15 protein-coding genes and 3 tRNA genes are annotated in these 17577 nt (G+C 36.8%); 8 read left to right on the top strand and 10 right to left on the bottom strand.

The window, feature by feature from the left end:
* Nucleotides 1-90 precede the first annotated feature (90 nt).
* On the bottom strand, nt 91-849 hold the full coding sequence (locus HX124_RS04270; RefSeq protein ID WP_286382050.1) for a metallophosphoesterase family protein: 759 nt from the start codon (nt 847-849) through the stop codon (nt 91-93).
* On the bottom strand, nt 830-1768 hold the full coding sequence (locus tag HX124_RS04265; protein ID WP_286376706.1) for a diacylglycerol/lipid kinase family protein: 939 nt from the start codon (nt 1766-1768) through the stop codon (nt 830-832). The genes HX124_RS04270 and HX124_RS04265 overlap by 20 nt, the downstream gene beginning before the upstream one ends.
* 407 nt (nt 1769-2175) lie before the next feature.
* Here HX124_RS04265 and HX124_RS04260 point away from each other — a divergent pair, with 407 nt between their 5' ends.
* Together HX124_RS04260 and HX124_RS04255 are read left to right on the top strand one after the other, a co-directional pair.
* Nucleotides 2176-4008 carry a phosphoenolpyruvate carboxykinase (GTP) gene (locus tag HX124_RS04260; protein WP_286376705.1) on the top strand — a complete coding sequence of 611 codons (1833 nt, stop codon included), beginning with the start codon at nt 2176-2178 and terminating at the stop codon, nt 4006-4008.
* Nucleotides 4009-4143: 135 nt separating this feature from the next.
* Complete coding sequence (locus tag HX124_RS04255; RefSeq protein WP_286382049.1) at nt 4144-4848, top strand: hypothetical protein; 705 nt, start codon at nt 4144-4146, stop codon at nt 4846-4848.
* Between the two features lie 52 nt (nt 4849-4900).
* Here HX124_RS04255 and glpD read toward each other — a convergent pair whose 3' ends face one another.
* Nucleotides 4901-6421 (bottom strand): glycerol-3-phosphate dehydrogenase, encoded by a 1521-nt coding sequence (gene glpD, locus HX124_RS04250; protein ID WP_286382048.1) that lies wholly within the window; start codon nt 6419-6421, stop codon nt 4901-4903.
* 332 nt (nt 6422-6753) lie between these two features.
* On the opposite strand from glpD, the gene HX124_RS04245 reads away from it, so the two are divergent.
* Nucleotides 6754-7182, top strand: coding sequence for a hypothetical protein (locus tag HX124_RS04245; RefSeq protein ID WP_286382047.1), 429 nt, complete (start codon nt 6754-6756; stop codon nt 7180-7182).
* A 36-nt stretch (nt 7183-7218) separates the two neighbouring features.
* On the opposite strand, the gene HX124_RS04240 is transcribed toward HX124_RS04245, so the two are convergent.
* Nucleotides 7219-7887, bottom strand: a complete 669-nt coding sequence (locus tag HX124_RS04240) for a class I SAM-dependent methyltransferase (RefSeq protein ID WP_286382046.1) — start codon at nt 7885-7887, stop codon at nt 7219-7221.
* Between the two features lie 185 nt (nt 7888-8072).
* Complete coding sequence (folD, locus tag HX124_RS04235; RefSeq protein WP_107007031.1) at nt 8073-8921, bottom strand: bifunctional methylenetetrahydrofolate dehydrogenase/methenyltetrahydrofolate cyclohydrolase FolD; 849 nt, start codon at nt 8919-8921, stop codon at nt 8073-8075.
* 151 nt (nt 8922-9072) lie between these two features.
* On the opposite strand from folD, the gene HX124_RS04230 reads away from it, so the two are divergent.
* The 4 genes from HX124_RS04230 to HX124_RS04215 all read left to right on the top strand — a co-directional run bounded on the left by HX124_RS04230 (nt 9073) and on the right by HX124_RS04215 (nt 10571).
* Nucleotides 9073-9146: transfer RNA gene (locus HX124_RS04230), tRNA-Cys, on the top strand.
* A gap of 9 nt (nt 9147-9155) precedes the next feature.
* Nucleotides 9156-9241 (top strand) — tRNA-Leu (locus HX124_RS04225).
* Nucleotides 9242-9550: 309 nt separating this feature from the next.
* Nucleotides 9551-10282, top strand: a complete 732-nt coding sequence (locus HX124_RS04220) for a hypothetical protein (protein ID WP_286376700.1) — start codon at nt 9551-9553, stop codon at nt 10280-10282.
* 203 nt (nt 10283-10485) lie between these two features.
* Nucleotides 10486-10571, top strand: a tRNA-Leu gene (locus tag HX124_RS04215).
* 353 nt (nt 10572-10924) lie between these two features.
* On the opposite strand, the gene HX124_RS04210 is transcribed toward HX124_RS04215, so the two are convergent.
* From HX124_RS04210 to rlmE, 5 genes are all read right to left on the bottom strand, one after another.
* A complete protein-coding gene (locus tag HX124_RS04210) occupies nt 10925-11239 on the bottom strand; it encodes a DUF5713 family protein (protein ID WP_107007029.1) in 315 nt (104 codons plus the stop codon).
* A gap of 80 nt (nt 11240-11319) precedes the next feature.
* A complete protein-coding gene (locus HX124_RS04205) occupies nt 11320-12825 on the bottom strand; it encodes a vWA domain-containing protein (protein WP_286382268.1) in 1506 nt (501 codons plus the stop codon).
* Nucleotides 12826-13194: 369 nt separating this feature from the next.
* Nucleotides 13195-14052 (bottom strand): dihydropteroate synthase, encoded by an 858-nt coding sequence (folP, locus tag HX124_RS04200; RefSeq protein WP_286382045.1) that lies wholly within the window; start codon nt 14050-14052, stop codon nt 13195-13197.
* Between the two features lie 140 nt (nt 14053-14192).
* Nucleotides 14193-16082 (bottom strand): ATP-dependent zinc metalloprotease FtsH, encoded by a 1890-nt coding sequence (gene ftsH, locus HX124_RS04195; protein ID WP_107007026.1) that lies wholly within the window; start codon nt 16080-16082, stop codon nt 14193-14195.
* A gap of 312 nt (nt 16083-16394) precedes the next feature.
* Nucleotides 16395-17045, bottom strand: coding sequence for a 23S rRNA (uridine(2552)-2'-O)-methyltransferase RlmE (rlmE, locus tag HX124_RS04190; RefSeq protein WP_107007025.1), 651 nt, complete (start codon nt 17043-17045; stop codon nt 16395-16397).
* 199 nt (nt 17046-17244) lie between these two features.
* Here rlmE and yhbY point away from each other — a divergent pair, with 199 nt between their 5' ends.
* Entirely contained in the window at nt 17245-17568 is a 324-nt protein-coding gene (yhbY, locus tag HX124_RS04185) for a ribosome assembly RNA-binding protein YhbY (protein ID WP_286382044.1), read from the top strand.
* Nucleotides 17569-17577: the final 9 nt, after the last annotated feature.

The raw sequence follows: 17577 nt of genomic DNA, 5'->3' as shown, positions 1-17577 counted from the left end.
TGCTTCAAGGGGAAAGCTAAAAAAAATTTCAAATTTTGTATTATTTTTAGGCAAGCACATGCATTTTTATCATTCATCAAGCATAAACAATTATTTTTTGGGCACAAATACCTGACTCATTTCATCAAAAAAATAATGTTCAAATGAGCCATCACAATGAATCACATTAAAACTATTCGGCATATTTTTATGCAATCGCTTTGAAATCGCTGTTCCTGCATGTACTTCATAAACAGGTTGTTGCAAATCTAGTTCAAACTCTCGATTAAGATCGTAGACTGCAACTAAATGTAAATGCCCATGTAATAAAGCATAGAGTTGATGTTGTCCCCATTCCTTAATGGCAAACTTTCCTAAGCTTGGACAATCTTTTAAATGATGATTTTCATTTGAAGTATAAAAGGGTTGGTGACTAACAATAATTTTTAATTTGTTCTGTGGTGCTTTTTGTAAGATTTCATCCACATGTTGAATTTGTTCAAGTGAAATATGCCCACGGGTATGATAACGACGGCGAATACTATTCATGCCTATCAAATAAAAATGTTCAGTTACTAAAGTATTTTCTAGGCTACCAAAAAATAATTGATATAAACCAAATGGGCTAAAGACCCGATTCCACAGTTGATAAAGTGGAATATCATGATTACCAGGTACAACGAAATATGGAATTTTTAAACCATCTAAAAACTGGCGACAAGCTAAAAATTCTTTAAACTTAGCACGTTGGGTTAAATCCCCACTCACCACCACAACCTCAGGTCGTTGCTCTTGGCAAAAAGTTTGAATTGCTTGAATACATTCCTGCCGCTCAGTGCCAAAATGTAAATCAGACAGATGCAATAACATGAGGCACCATAATATTTAATGCATTTTTTTCAACATGTAATTTTAACGGAGTTGACATACTCACAATCTCACCATCTACAGCAACAGTCAGTTTAGGCTTTTTTGAATAAACAATGACCCTTTGCGCACCAAAACTATACACATCAGCTGCTTGTTCTAATTTACCTCGTATGGTTTGCAATAAAGTTTTAAATAAAGTGACCTTATCGCCCTTAGCAAGAACAACACCTGCGATTTCTCCAACTGCTGCACATTTTGAGATTTTTAAATTCAACTCTTTAAGCTGCAACTGATTATTTCCAAAGAAAATTAAAGGTGTTTTCACTGGATATTTTTGCCCATCCACCTCTATTTCTAGTTTTAACTCTTTACGATCTCGAATTAAAACATCCAAACCTGAAGTATACGCATTTAAAGGAAAGCGCCCAAAACGACGATTGTATTCTTCACGTTTTTTAATGAATAAGGGATACAGTCCTAAGCTTGCATTATTTAAATAAATTTGATCATTAATACACGCCACATGCGATGCTCGTGGTTCACCTGTGACAACGACCGTTGCAGCTTCAAGTAAATCAAGTGGAATGTTTAAAACTCTTGCCACATAGTTGAATGTTCCCATGGGTAAAATTCCCATCGGAATAGTTTGGTGCAACATTTGTGAAGCAACGGCATTTAATGTGCCATCTCCTCCTGCTGCAACAATTACACCTTGATGCATATATTGCTGATGACGCTGAAAGACTTTTTTCATTAAACTTTGAATGTTTGGCTCAGATGAAATATCAAAAACTTGGATTTCAAAGCCATGTGATGTCCAAATTGTCATCATTTGTTCATAAATATCTTCTTTTTTATTGGCATGAAACCCAGATTTTTCGTTATAAATCATGGAAAGTGGTTTAAGTTCAGTTGACATAAGTTTGATTATTTTGAAGTATTTATTCTAATTTCGCTGATTTTATAAACAATTAAAAGCAGCTTTATGTAAAATTCAAATTATGATCATTCATTTAATCAATAACAATTGAAAGTTAAATAAAATTCATAAACATTTGTTAATTATTACTATTTAAAATAAAAATAATATACATAATTTTAAAAAATGTGTTTAGATTACCCATACTTAGGACTTATATAGCTTATTTATCAACAACTTACAAGACACAACAAATAAAGTATCTTTTACGCCTTTAGTCTTATTTTTTTCATGAATATATGCTTTAATACAGCCACTTTTTTTCATACTTAAATCTAGATGGAATATCCGTCCATTTAGATTGTTTTTTGTACACAAAATTGTACACATTTAAGATAGGCCTCACCATGACCCAAGTGAACGCACCAGAATTCGTTCGTCATCCCAAGCTCATCGCATGGGTTGAAGAAATTGCTAAATTAACTAAACCTGCAAAAATTGAATGGTGTGACGGAAGCGAAGAAGAGAATCAACGTTATATCGACTTGATGATCGCTAACGGCACTATGCAAGCTTTGAACCAAGAAAAACATCCTGGTTCTTATTTAGCGAATTCTGATCCGTCCGACGTAGCGCGTGTTGAAGGTCGTACATACATCTGCTCTGAAAAACAAGAAGATGCTGGTGCGACTAACAACTGGGAAGCTCCTGCAGAAATGCGTGTTCGTCTTAACGGTTTGTTTGATGGCGCAATGGAAGGTCGTACTATGTACGTTGTTCCTTTCTCTATGGGTCCTTTAGGCTCTCATATTGCGCATATCGGTATTGAATTAACTGACTCTCCTTATGTAGCAGTAAGTATGCGTAAAATGGCTCGTATGGGCAAAGCTGTTTACGATGTACTTGGTACAGATGGCGAATATATCCCTTGCGTACATACGGTTGGTGCGCCACTTGCTGAAGGTCAAAAAGATGTTGCTTGGCCTTGCAACCCAGAAAAATATATCGTGCATTATCCAGAAACTCGTGAAATCTGGTCTTTCGGTTCAGGTTACGGCGGTAACGCATTGCTAGGTAAAAAATGCTTAGCGTTACGTATTGCATCATCTATGGGTCGTCAACAAGGTTGGTTAGCTGAACACATGTTAATCTTGGGTGTTACAAACCCTCAAGGTGAAAAACATTACATCGCAGCTGCATTCCCTTCTGCTTGTGGTAAAACCAACTTTGCAATGTTGATTCCACCAGCAGGCTATGAAGGTTGGAAAATTGAAACTGTAGGTGATGATATTGCTTGGATCAAACCAGGTGAAGACGGTCGCTTATATGCAATCAACCCTGAAGCTGGTTTCTTCGGTGTAGCGCCTGGTACAAATACCAAAACTAACCCGAACTGTATGGCAACACTTCATAAAGATGTGATCTATACCAACGTTGCTGTAAATGACAACGGTGAAGTATGGTGGGAAGGTCTTTCTAAAGAAGCACCTGCTAACCTTACTAACTGGAAAGGTCAACCACATACTGGTGAAGAAAAAGCGGCTCATCCGAATGCGCGTTTCACAGTTTCAGCAGGTCAATGTCCTTCTATTGATGCTGACTGGGAAAATCCAGCAGGCGTACCTATTTCTGCGTTCATCTTCGGTGGTCGCCGTGCCGACACTGTGCCTTTAATCTCAGAAGCTTTTGACTGGGTTGATGGCGTTTATAAAGCTGCAACGATGGGTTCTGAAACAACTGCTGCTGCTGTTGGTCAACAAGGTATTGTGCGTCGTGATCCATTTGCGATGCTTCCATTTGCTGGCTACAACATGGCTGACTATTTCTCTCATTGGTTAGAGCTTGGTGAACAAGTTGCTGCTAAAGCTGAAGCTGCTGGCAACAAACTTCCAGGTATCTACAATGTAAACTGGTTCCGTCGTGATGCTGAAGGTAACTTTGTATGGCCTGGTTTTGGTCAAAACATGCGTGTTCTTGAGTGGATCATTGACCGTTGTGAAGGTCGTGCAACGGCTGTAGATACTCCAATTGGTCGCGTTCCAACATTTGAACAATTGAACTGGACTGGTTCTGACTTCACTAAAGAACAATTTGATCTTGTAACTTCACAAGACAAAGATCAGTGGATCAAAGAACTTGAAAGCCATACTGAATTGTTCAACAAACTTGGTGAACGTTTACCAAAAGCGCTTAAAACTCGTCAAGACGAACTTTTAGAAGCGGTTAAGAAATCTGCTTAATATAAAGCAATAAAAAAGGTCACTTCGGTGACCTTTTTTTTACTAAAAATTCTCTATTTACTTACATAATTATGATGGAGAAATGCCTCATTTTTCCGTATAAAAGCCCCTACATCAACAACATCCATCATTACAATGTTAGAAGAAATTACTACAATACAACCCTATTTAACGTTATTACCAGACAATGAAGCTGTTTTTGCACCGAAAAGTGCATTTTTAGCCAAGCACTTACTTCCTCTGATTTCAATTGATTTATCTGTGGTCAACCCAAAATGGCAAGGAAAAATTCATCTAGTGAATCCAATAGAACCTTATGAATGCTATATAGGTAGTGAAACAATTGAATTTGCAGATGAATTTGCCAATGAAAATTGGTTTATTTTACAATTAAATGATGAAAATCAGTATGAATGGCTTGGCAATCCCAACTATTTCCAACTTGAAAATCCTGATTGTGATGAAGAGTTAAAACAACATAGCCAAGAAATGCATCAAGACTATTTAGAGCTTAAAGCACGCTTTAAAGAAACAGGGAAAATTATTACATCCTCATCAATTCAATATAATAGCACTTCAACAACAACACTTTTAGACCAGCTTGGTGGTGAGGTCGATTATGGAAATTGGTGTAGTCCAATTGATCAACACTTTGACTTAAAATGTATCAATGAAGATACAGATGAACAAGAAATACATCTATATGATCAGCAAGGTCAACGCTATTATTTTATCGCAGGTGTTGCAGGTTGGGACTATTGCTCGCACGGTGCAGATTGGATTTTAATGTTCTATCAACCTGAAACCAAACGGGTTTTATTTACCTTTGATTGGACTTAATTCATTCTCATTTATTTAAAAAAGAGGTCAGCAAATTACTGACCTTTTCATATTATGCGACATCTTTTTGCAATCTTCTTTCATGCAAGTCAAGTAAATATTCATCCAAAGCTTGCATCTCACTGTCACCAAATTGCAAATACAGCTTTGTTCTACGTTTTAAAATATCTTCACTTGTGACCGCCCATTCATATTCAACCAAATAGTCAACTTCTTGCGCATACAAGCCATGCCCAAAGTCTTGTCCTAGTTCATGAACTGAAGTCACATGATTCAAAAACCTCCAAACTCGTGTGCCATAAGCATGCGCCCATCGACTTGTTGTTTCAGCATCAATACCGATAATTTTATTTTCAATCTCAGCACTCAATACATCAATTGAGATTAAATTTTCAGCACCCGATAATAATGCTTTTTCTGTCCATGATTTCCCCAATTCTGGAAAAAACTTTTTTAAATGCTCCATCGCAGATTCAGCCAACTTACGGTACGTCGTTAATTTACCACCAAAGACCGATAGTAATGGGGCTTCATTTTCACACTCTTGTGATAATGACAAAGTATAGTCACGTGTAATTGCAGTAGGATTATCCGACTCATCATCACATAATGGGCGTACACCTGAAAATGTTTGAATAATATCACTTTGCGTTAACTGCATTTTAAAATGATCATTAGAAACATCTAATAAATAGTCAATTTCTTGTTGAGTAATTTCCACCTGATTTGGATCACCCGTGTATTCACGATCTGTTGTACCCAGCAAGGTATATTTCCCTAAATAAGGAATCGCAAATACAATACGTTGATCATCATTTTGCATAATAAATGCTTTATCACCCTGATAAATTTTAGGCACGATAATATGACTGCCTTGAATCAAGCGAATACCATATTGTGATTTTAAATTTAAATCCTGTTGAATAAACTTGGCTACCCAAGGTCCTGTTGCATTGACCAATACTTTAGCTTGTATTTGGTAAATACCCTGTATATTTTCCAGCTCAACAATCCAAAAACCATCTTTACGCTGTGCTGATCTACAACGTGTTTGTGTAACAATTTTTGCTCCCTGTTCTCGTGCTTGAATGGCATTTAAAACCACAAGCCGTGAGTCATCTACAGCACAGTCTGAATACTCAAAACCACGTGTTATTTCATTTTTTAGTGGGCTATTTTCAGGCTTAAATTGCACGACCTGAGAACCTTCTAGCTTTTCTCTTTTCCCTAAATGATCATAAAAAAATAAACCTGTTCGAATCAACCATGCAGGACGTAAATGAGGTTGATGCGGCATGATAAATCGCATTGGACTGATAATATGAGGTGCTTTAACCAACAAAATCTCACGCTCTGCCAATGCTTCACGCACCAACCGAAACTCTTTATATTCAAGATAACGCAAACCACCATGAATAAGCTTACTACTCGCTGAAGAGGTATGACCTGCTAAATCATCTTTTTCACATAAAAAAACTGATAAGCCACGCCCTGCCGCATCATTTGCAATACCAACACCATTAATCCCACCACCAATGACACACAAATCATAAACTGTTAAATTATCTTGCATATAATTCTCCCAAGATGCACATGATGGTTGAGTTGCTGTTCGTAAAATTTAAATTCACATATTTTTAAAGCTCATTTTTACTTTTAATTTAGTTCAAAAATGCTGCATTTTTATAAAAAATGCAAATTTGTTTTAATCCATATCAAATATTTTTATAAGATCATCATTTAAAATCAGTGAAATATGCATGATTTATAATTTATTTTCCAAAATAGAAAAAAGAATGAAAAATTTAGAAAAAAATTAACTCAATTGAACAAGCAAATCAGTCATCGTTTAATTGATAGAGCTATGGCATACTTAAAACAACAACAGTGTGGAATTAACTAAACATGAAAAAAATTGGATTATTGGGTTTAGGATTTGTTATTTTAGGGTTAACAGCTTGTCAAACCACACCACGCCAATTTAATGGTGTAACAGGTTACCAAATCGAAAACCAAAGTGAAAATTCCGCAACTCTTGCATACACATTAGCAGGGCGAGCAAATCAACAAATTGATGCCGACAAATTACAACGTGCTTGTCAAAAAGTTTTAGGCTTAAATAAAACCTATAAAATTTCAGTTTTAAGCACCAATGAAATCGCCAACCCTGCCACTGAATCTGAAGAAAAATATGGTGTTCAATTAGGACATTCACGTACATCTTTAGGCTTATCTAACACACAAAGTGTAAATAGCAGTGAAAATTATGCGACACGTCAAGCACTTGAAACACGTCCAAGCACTTTACATGTCGTACGTTATACCTGTTCTTAATTGTTTACTGAACGTTTGATATAAAATAAGGCGCGATTACAGCGTCTTATAAAAACTTACATTGCGAAATTCTTTAGCTTCGTCTAAGTCTGGCCAAGTCGTTGCGCTACGCTCATCTAACTTTTGATAATGAACATGACTAAAGTTTTTCACTCGACTATCCGCCACCCACACTTCTGGGGCAAATTTTAAAAATTCATCTAAGAAAAAGCGATTACATTGATCATATAAGACATCCGCTGCGAGTAAAACATCAACCTGCTCAGCCTTGTATAAATCATCTAAATACTCAAGTTCAACATCATTCAATAATGCATTTTCACGACATGCATCTATACTGACTTGGTCGATATCACAACAAATGACCCGTTTTGCACCTGCCATTTTTGCTGCAATCGCCACTACACCAGAGCCTGCACCAAAATCAAGCACCACCTTATCTTTCACATGATGAGGTTCTGCCAGCAGCCATTGTGCCATCGCTAAGCCAGAAGCCCAACAAAAAATCCAATAGGGTGTGTCATTCCAAATACGACGAATCACTTCATCATCCAAACGGTCTGTTGGGAAAACAGGTGGAATGAGCCACAAAGAAATCGGGGTTTCAGGCAACTGCTGTGCAAGCAGTTCACAGTTTGGAATTACTTCATGCAAAGCATCGAGTAAGTGTTGTGGGGCTTTTTGAAATTGAAATGTACAGCTCATAAGATTTCTTTTAATTCATTTTAATCTTGAAAATCCCCTCTTCTACTAGGAGAGGGTTAGGGAGAGGTCTTAATTTAATTAATGCCCTCATCCCAACCTTCTCCCTAAGGGAGAAGGAGCATCTCATTATTGTTCACAATGAAATTCCCTCTCCTCTTTTGGAGGGGCTAGAATGAGGTGTTTTATTAACCCAATGCTTTTTCAGCAGCTTCCACAGTTTGACGAATTAAAGTAGTAATAGTCATTGGACCTACACCACCCGGAACTGGTGTATAAGCAGAAGCTACATCTTCAATCCCAACAAGTTGGATATCACCAACACCACCACCTTCACGTGGATGGAAACCAGCATCAACGACAACTGCATCTTGTTTGATCCAATCTTTTTGGATCAATTCTGCTTTACCCACAGCACCCACAATAATGTCAGCTTGCTTGACAAACTCAGCAAGATTTTGAGTACGTGAATGACAAATGGTGACTGTTGCATTTGCTTCAAGCAACATCGCTGCCATTGGTTTACCCAAAATCGCAGAACGACCTACCACAACTGCGTGTTTACCCGCAATTTCAATGTTATTTTCTTTGAGAATGGTCATGATGCCCGCAGGAGTCGCTGAACCATAAGCAGCTTCACCCATTGCCATACGACCAAAACCAAGACAAGTCACACCATCAACATCTTTTTCTAAAGAAATGGCATCAAAACAAGCACGCTCATCAATTTGCGCAGGGACTGGATGCTGCAAAAGAATACCGTGTACATCAGGATTAGCATTTAATTTTTCAATTTCAGCCAATAATTGCTCAGTTGTGGTTTCTGTACCCAATTCAACTTTAAGAGAGTCCATACCTACACGACGGCAAGCATTACCTTTCATACGAACATAAGTTGCTGAAGCACCATCATCACCAACCAAAATCGTCGCAAGAATTGGGGTACGACCTGTTTTTGCTTTCAACGCTTCAACACGAGTTAACAAGTCAGTTTCAATTTGTTTTGCCAATGCACGACCATCTAAAACTAATGCCACGGCACATCTCCAAGGTAGATATGAATCAATTTTGCAAATAATACATGATTATTTAGACAATTTTATTCTATATGCTGATTTTATGTGCATACGAATAAATATAGTATTGTTTTTTTTTCAAAGGTTGCTAATATGTGCATCACCAAGACACGGTGGGATGGCAGAATGGTGATGCAGCGGACTGCAACTCCGTAAATGCCGGTTCGATTCCGGCTCCTACCTCCAATCTTGTAAGCCCGAGTGGTGAAATCGGTAGACACAGGGGATTTAAAATCCCCCGCCCACAAAGCGTGCCAGTTCGAGTCTGGCCTCGGGCACCATTTTAATACTTCTTGAAATGGTGCAATAAAGAACCCTGCAATATGCAGGTTTTTTTATGCCTAAAATTCCTCAACTTCTATAACCTTCACCCAAATTATAACAAAACGCCTACTAAATCATTGAAATACAATTATTATATAGCCACCTTAAAGCCACTATATTTATTTTCTGTATAATCATTTTTTAAAATCAGTAATTATCGACAATCTCTTGCCCTCATTTCTATTCAACACGTACAATATTCACCGACTAATCTTTCTAATTTGATAAGAAGCTATTTCTACCCGATTTAACTTCTCATGAGCAATATGAGCAAAACCCAACAGACCGCCCTCTATTTACAGCAATTAGAAAAGAAGTATCCTCAAGCTTTTAAACGCAACTATTTATTTTATAGTCAGATTAAAACCAGAGGGATTTTGGATGAATTACGTGAACTCATTCCTTGGGTTCTTGCTGCCATGATTTTTGTCAGCATTGATTTTGCCTTAGGTAATTTCATCGAAACTCATTTTCATCAATTTGACGCAACACAATCTAAAGGCATTGCGATTCTAGTCATCATGCTATTTTTTATGTTGATTGTTCCTCTAATCATTAAACAAATGAAACATAGCTCAACCCATTTATACCAACAGTTTAAAAACGTACCGCTGAAACTCGCGATTGTCATTATTATACAAACCATTAATATTGCTTTTATACAAAGTATGTTTTTACAAGGCGTTCTATTTTTCTTTGCACTTAGCTTTGGCTTTGTTAAATTTTACAAAGAAAATATGTTTAAAGCACATACCAGCACCATTGAATACTATTATTTACAACAAGTTCGTCGTGCTTGCTTTTGGTCATACAAACAAGCCCTAAAGACCAAATCAAAATTAAAGCTTGCTAAAAAAGGCTCACCAGAAGCAAAAAAATCACAAGCCCAACTGAACGAGTACCTTGAATTACATATCAGCCTATTAAAATATGAAAATGAATTGTGTAAAAATTATAAATTCATTGATTTAGATGCTTATATGGATAGTTTAATGTAAACAAAACTCGCCAATACATCAAAATACACCAGCTAATGCAGCAATAAAAAATGAATAATCACATATAACAATAAGCGAATTTTTAAAAAATTAAGCAAAAATGCTGTTTTTTAAATCAGATACTTTCGAATTGATTGAAAATAAAGCAAATAATCATAAATATACTTGCCAAGTTTTATTTTGTTCTTTATTATTGCGCTCATGCCCGAGTGGTGAAATCGGTAGACACAGGGGATTTAAAATCCCCCGCCCACAAAGCGTGCCAGTTCGAGTCTGGCCTCGGGCACCATTTTAATACTTCTTAAAATGGTGCAATAAAGAATCCTGCAATATGCAGGTTTTTTTATGCCTGAAATTTTTATCATTTATTTCTGGTGTATTTCAATTCTTCCCATTTTCACTATTTAACACCTTCTCTCTATGCAATTTTAATCAAAATGAATAAGGCAAGATATTCCCATCAAAGCAAAGCTGAATTAAATAAATAACAGAAAATGATCAACACAACAATATAAAGCAGTTCAGTGTAACTGTGATTTTGTGAATGGTATTTAAGAGAAGTTTTAGTGTAAAAGACCACTTTCATAGAGCTGAAAATGAGCTTAAATCAATCAGTAAAAATTTAAAAAAATAAAGAGCGGATTACCACTCTCTATTTGAAATTAATTCTTCCATTTCAACATCCATATAGCCTTGATCTTGCGCCACCATCATCATTGCTTCCGCAATATAATCTGCCGCAGTATCATCTAAAGATGAATCAAGATCTTCAAACTGTGGTTTCATTTTATTAATTTCCACTACAGTTTTATGTGCCACATGATAAAGTTCATCATCACTTAGGCTTGATTTTGCAATTTTTTTTGCAAAACCTTCAATGACCTGTTTGACCTCAGCAACCAAAATATCTGGATAATATTCATCGTCAAACATAGGGAGAAGTAAATCGTTAAACATATGAACCTAATATTTAGCATTCGTTAAGCGCATCTATATAACATAATGCATACAAAACAACAAACTTATCCCTGCATAAATTAAGATGCTCTATTCACTTGTTGCACTGTCGGTTTATCAGAACTTAAGCTTTTTGCTTTTTTCAACAAGCCAATAAATTCATCTTTCAAACCAAATTCATCAGGTTGCTGAGCTGACTGTGCCAGTTGTAAAATATCATTCCAACCCATTGAACCCATATACTTACTGCTATTAAGTTGCTGACCATAACTTGCCACCGCAAGCGCAAAACGCGTATCACCACTCGCCTGAGTTAATGGCTTAGATGACGCTGAAATAGGCTGGGTTAATAAAATACTTTTTGCTTGATTTGGTAATTTATAACGTAAATTTAAATAAGCATACTCCGTCTTACTTCCCTGTGCTTTTGCCTCATTTTGATAACGAGAATCAGCCAACCAACCTTTTTGACCTGTTGGAATAATTTCATAGAAAGCAGTCACTGTATGTCCAGCTCCGATATCACCTGCATCAACCTGATCATTATTAAAATCTTCTTGCTTCAACATACGATTTTCATAACCAATCAAGCGATATTCTTTTACTGTGGCAGGATTAAACTCAACTTGAATTTTTACATCTTGAGCCACTGTTGCAAGTGTTGAACTAAGCTGTTGTTTTAATACCTTCTTCGCTTCATTTTCATTATCAATATAGCTATAGTTCCCATCACCAGCATCCGCTAATTGCTCCATAAGCTGCTCATCATAATTACCACGACCAAAACCTAAAGTCGTAAATGAAATACCTGTTTTGCGCTTCTCAGCAATCATATTTTTTAAGGTATCAAAATCTGTAATCCCGACATTAAAATCTCCATCTGTAGCAATTAAAATACGGTTAATCCCATTTTGAATAAAAGATTTTTGCGCCTCTTTATATGCCATTTGAATCGCACTTTCACCCGAAGTAGAACCACTTGCCGAAAGGTCATTTATGGCATTTAAAATTTTGCTTTTTTCATTTCCTGAAGTTGGCTCTAGTACAACCTCCTCATGTCCAGAATACGTAATTAAAGTCACTTTATCCTGAGGACGAAGCTGCTCAGTTAAAATTGTTAAGGTTTTTTTAACTAAAGGTAACTTTTTCTCTTCATCCATACTGCCTGAAACATCAACTAAAAATACCAAGTTTGCAGGAGGAAGCTGTTTTTGATCAATATTTTTAGCCTGAATCCCGATACGAATCACTTTTGCATTGGCTTGCCAAGGTGAATCTACGGTTTCAGTATTGACCGAAAATGGATGTTGACCTGTAGGCTGTGGATAATGATAATTAAAATAATTGATCATCTCCTCTACACGCACTGCATCTACAGGCGGTAAGGTTTTGTCTTGTGTCAGGAAGCGTCGTACATTGGCATAACTTCCCGTATCTACATCAGCACTAAATGTTGACACAGGCTCTTTTGCAACAATTTTTACCGTATTTTGTTCATTTTTTTGGTAGTTTTCAGTATTTCCCTCAGAACCATAGGCTTCTGCTTCTACAACCGCATCTGCTGCGACGACTTCTGTAGCTGCCATATCACTTACTGCTTCTTCGGTTTTTTTAGAACACCCTGACAGTAGTACCGTCATCATTGATGCTACTAAAATTGTGTATTTCATTTTCATCACTCAATCCTCAATTCAAATTTTGTAATTTTTCTGATTTATATCGATATACTTCATTTGTTATATTATAACATTAATCTATTTTAGCAATATGAGACTTGAATTTGGTTGACATGATTTTATAGTCATTTTGTAATTTTAAAATTAATCATAAATATCAAATATTTAAATAAATAAAGCACAAATTATCAAATCTAAAGATCTCAAAATAAAAAACACAACAAGAACTGTGTTCTCATTGTGTGAAATTTTATAACTATTTTAAGCAAAATTTAAAAATTAAGTTGCAGCTGCTAAAGTTGCTTGCCATACCAATATCGCTTCATGCATCGCTTTTACATCATGTGCACGCACCATACATGCGCCCTGCTGAATACTCATCAGATGTGCAGTAACACTCCCAACCGCACGATTTTGCGCATCTGCTCCACCTAATGCCTCACCAATAAAACGCTTACGTGAAAGTGCAGAAAGTATTGGATATCCCATTTCATTTAACTTATACAGTTCATTCAATAGTTTTAAGTTTTGCTGAGCATTTTTTGCAAAACCAAAGCCTGGATCAATCATAATATTTTCAGGTTTTACACCTGCATCTAAAGCATCCGCTACACGTTGTTTTAACTCATAGATGACATCCGTTGTCACATCTTGATATTGATCCAAATTATTCATCGTGGTCGGCTCACCACGCATATGCATAATGATCACAGGAATGTCCAAATCAGCCGCGACTTGTAAAGCATGAGGTCGTGTTAATGCACGCACATCATTCCAAATATGCGCACCTGCTTGAACCGCTGCTTTAATCACTTCAGGTTCAGAAGTATCAATTGAAATAACAACATCTAATTTTGCCAATGCTTGCACAACAGGAATGACTCGCTGTAGCTCTTCTTCAACAGAAACAGGAGAAGCACCCGGTCTTGTTGATTCTCCACCAACATCAATTACAGTTGCTCCATCTACAATCATTTGTTGAGCAAATGCAATCGCCTGTTCAACTTCATTATGCATTCCTCCATCACTAAACGAATCTGGTGTGACATTTAAAATCCCCATGACATGTGGTTTAGATAAATCTAATGTCAAATTCCCACAATTTAAAACTCGTTGAGTTAAGGGTATCAACTGCATAAGAACACTCCATTTTTACATTGCTATATTCTAACAAGTTCACTCCTTAAAATACTGAAATGTTTTACACCCCATAAATAATTTAAATAGAATAAAAAAAGAGCCTCTAAATAGAGACTCTTTTAACCATCATCAACATATTAATTTGCTGGTAATGGTGGAGGTGTTGATGGACCATTATTTGGAGTTACATCAATAACTGGGTTTTCAGCAATATAAACTTTTGGTGGTTGTGGTTCACGACCTTCCATAATGTCACGGATTTGATCACGATCAATCGTTTCCCATTCCATCAAAGCTTTTACCATTGCGTGTGCAATATCTTTATTATTTTCAAGAATCTCACGTGCAACTCGATACTGCTCATCCAAAATACGACGTACTTCCTGATCAACCATTTGTTGTGTTGCTTCAGAAATTGTACGACTACCTACATTACCAAAGAAGCCATTTTGATTTTCATCTTCATAAACCATTACGCCCATTTTCTCAGACATACCGTACTTCGTAACCATTGCACGTGCCATTTTCGTTGCACGTTCAAAGTCATTTGAAGCACCAGTCGACATTTGGTTAATAAATACTTCTTCAGCAATACGACCACCAAAAAGAATTGAAAGTTCATTCAACATCTTATCTTTATAATGGCTAGTTTGATCATGTTCAGGTAACTGCCAAGTTACTCCCAAAGCCCAACCACGCGGCATAATCGTTACTTTATGCACAGGGTCTGTACCTGGAAGAATTTCAGCAACAATCGCATGACCTGCTTCATGGTAAGCAGTTGCACGACGTTCTTCTTCACGAATCACCATCGACTTACGTTCAGGACCCATGTAGATTTTATCTTTAGCATCTTCAAAGTCATGCATATCGACAGTGTTCTTGTTACGACGCGCAGCGAATAACGCTGCTTCGTTCACAAGGTTTGCCAATTGTGCACCTGAGAAGCCAGGCGTACCACGTGCTAGAACTTTAACATCCACACCTGTTACAGAAGGCAATTTCTTCAAGTGAACATTTAAAATTTGCTCACGACCTTTGATGTCTGGAAGACCTACCATCACTTGACGGTCAAAACGACCTGGACGTAGTAAAGCTTTATCGAGTACATCTGCACGGTTTGTTGCAGCAATGACGATAATACCTTCATTGCCTTCGAAACCATCCATTTCTACAAGCATTTGGTTCAGCGTTTGCTCACGTTCATCGTGACCACCACCTGTACCTGAACCACGGTGACGACCAACTGCATCAATCTCATCAATAAAGATGATACATGGTGCATGACGTTTTGCTTGTTCGAACATGTCGCGCACACGTGATGCACCAACACCCACAAACATTTCAACGAAATCAGAACCTGAGATACTAAAGAATGGTACTTTTGCCTCACCTGCAATCGCTTTTGCAAGTAAAGTTTTACCAGTACCCGGAGGACCTACCATCAACACGCCTTTAGGAATTGTTGCACCTAAGCGTTTGAATTTTGCTGGATCCTTTAAGAAATCAACAATTTCAACAACTTCTTGTTTTGCTTCGTCACAACCTGCAACATCTGTAAATGTTACTTTGATTTGGTCTTCTGAAAGCATTTTTGCTTTTGACTTACCAAAACTCATTGGACCATTTTTACCGCCTGCGCCACCACCCATGTTGCGCATAAAGAACATGAATAACAAAATGATTAAAAGCACAGGGAAGCTTGCGATAAGAAGCTGCATCAATAAACCTTGACGCTGAGGTGCAGTACCTTCAACAACAACGTTATTTTTGATTAGAGTAGGCATCAATTCAGGATCTTGAACCGCAGGACGGATACTTTCAAAATCTGAACCATTGGTTTTTTCGCCACTTATTCTTTCACCATCAATAGTGACTTGTTTAATCTGACCTGCATTAACCGCTGTAACAAACTCAGAATAGTTCATTGCTGCAGGCTTATTGCGGTCACTAATGTTACTGAAAATTAAAATCAGCACACCAAGTATCACAAGCCACAAGACGGCGTTTTTGAAGAGATCGCTCAAAGCTTTATTCCCATATCAATCTAATTTGACCATGCCCATAGAGGGTGATCCTAACAAAAAGCGAGTAATGAATTTCGCAATAAATTTTAAAAACGTACAAAATGCACAATTTTTAACAACTTGGCAAGAAGACTTATTGACAATTCATACATGAATTACACGATTCATTTCAATTTTTTTCAAAAATGCCTTTCAGTTGCATAATGTTATCTCATTATTCAACCAATACAGCTTTCATGAAACAATTTCAAACATAACACATGCATCAGAAAATGCTTTAGAAAAATTCACATTCTCTTTTATCAAAAATTCTTACTGCGAAGCCTTTTTACGACCTTGTCCAATTAAAAAAACTTCTTTTGAACGTGCTCGTGATGCAGCGGGTTTCGCTGTTTTCAACACATCAAAACTACTGACGACTTGTTTACGAAATTCATCAAAACCGTCCCCTTGGAAAACCTTAACTACAAATTGCCCTTTAGGTCCTAAAACCTTATTCGCAAAATCAAGTGCAAGCTCACACAAGTAAATTTGACGAGGTTGATCTACTGCCTTATTACCTGATGTATTGGGGGCCATATCTGAAATTACAACGTCTACAGTACGTCCATTTAAAATATTTAACAATTTTTCAAAAACTTCTTCTTCACGAAAGTCACCTTGCAAAAAGGTAACATCAGGTAAAGCATCCATTTCTAAAATATCTGAAGCAATGACTAAACCTTTATCACCAACGAGTTTTCCTGCAATTTGTGACCAACTTCCTGGTGCAGCACCAAGATCGACTACAGTCATACCCGGTTTAATCATTTTATATTTTTCTTGAATTTCAAGTAGCTTATACGCAGCACGAGCACGATAGCCTTCTTTTTGTGCTTTTTTCACAAAAGGATCATCTAAATGCTCTCTCATCCACGCACGACTACTTTTAGATAACTTTTGGTTGGTAATGCGTGTAGCCATAACTCTCTTAATACAAATTAATAATCCGCTCTTGATTGTACGTGAAAAATATTCGTATTGCAGTATGCAACAGCATTTAAATCATCTGTTATTCGTGTGTTTTTTTAAATCAGCATAATCGATTATTTCTACAGAATTTACAGCGCAGTGATATGGCTTTTGTTATACTAGGTCGTTTTTAAAATTAGGTTATGCTTATATGGCAACTCTCTCTATCCAAGAACGTAAACGTTTACGTCAAATCGGACATGCATTAAACCCTGTCGTAATGCTGGGCGATAAAGGCTTGACTGATAGTGTCGTTGAAGAATTAAACCGTGCTTTACACGATCATGAGCTTATTAAGATCAAAATTGCAGGTGAAGATCGCGAAGCTCGTGCTGCGCTCATCACTGAAATTGCAAATACTACTGAAGCTGAAGTCGTACAAACCATTGGTAAAATTGCTTTGCTTTATAAAAAAGCTGCAAAACAAAATCCTAAACTGTCGAACTTAGTTCGTCACGCTCATCTTTCAAATTAAGATTATTGT

Source organism: Acinetobacter sp. 226-1 (genome assembly GCF_030329325.1).
Classification (GTDB): Bacteria; Pseudomonadota; Gammaproteobacteria; order Pseudomonadales; family Moraxellaceae; genus Acinetobacter; species Acinetobacter sichuanensis.
The sequence above is the reverse complement of the archived record's forward strand: the minus strand, read 5'-3'. Positions and strand labels throughout refer to the sequence as shown.

Excerpts from the sequence above, each read along its gene's own strand:
- HX124_RS04270 (WP_286382050.1), bottom strand. The coding sequence starts at position 849 with ATGTTATTGCATCTGTCTGATTTACATTTTGGCACTGAGCGGCAGGAA.
- HX124_RS04265 (WP_286376706.1), bottom strand. The coding sequence starts at position 1,768 with ATGTCAACTGAACTTAAACCACTTTCCATGATTTATAACGAAAAATCT.
- HX124_RS04260 (WP_286376705.1), top strand. The coding sequence starts at position 2,176 with ATGACCCAAGTGAACGCACCAGAATTCGTTCGTCATCCCAAGCTCATC.
- HX124_RS04255 (WP_286382049.1), top strand. The coding sequence starts at position 4,144 with ATGTTAGAAGAAATTACTACAATACAACCCTATTTAACGTTATTACCA.
- glpD (WP_286382048.1), bottom strand. The coding sequence starts at position 6,421 with ATGCAAGATAATTTAACAGTTTATGATTTGTGTGTCATTGGTGGTGGG.
- HX124_RS04245 (WP_286382047.1), top strand. The coding sequence starts at position 6,754 with ATGAAAAAAATTGGATTATTGGGTTTAGGATTTGTTATTTTAGGGTTA.
- HX124_RS04240 (WP_286382046.1), bottom strand. The coding sequence starts at position 7,887 with ATGAGCTGTACATTTCAATTTCAAAAAGCCCCACAACACTTACTCGAT.
- HX124_RS04220 (WP_286376700.1), top strand. The coding sequence starts at position 9,551 with ATGAGCAAAACCCAACAGACCGCCCTCTATTTACAGCAATTAGAAAAG.
- HX124_RS04210 (WP_107007029.1), bottom strand. The coding sequence starts at position 11,239 with ATGTTTAACGATTTACTTCTCCCTATGTTTGACGATGAATATTATCCA.
- HX124_RS04205 (WP_286382268.1), bottom strand. The coding sequence starts at position 12,825 with ATGGCAGCTACAGAAGTCGTCGCAGCAGATGCGGTTGTAGAAGCAGAA.
- folP (WP_286382045.1), bottom strand. The coding sequence starts at position 14,052 with ATGCAGTTGATACCCTTAACTCAACGAGTTTTAAATTGTGGGAATTTG.
- rlmE (WP_107007025.1), bottom strand. The coding sequence starts at position 17,045 with ATGGCTACACGCATTACCAACCAAAAGTTATCTAAAAGTAGTCGTGCG.
- yhbY (WP_286382044.1), top strand. The coding sequence starts at position 17,245 with ATGGCAACTCTCTCTATCCAAGAACGTAAACGTTTACGTCAAATCGGA.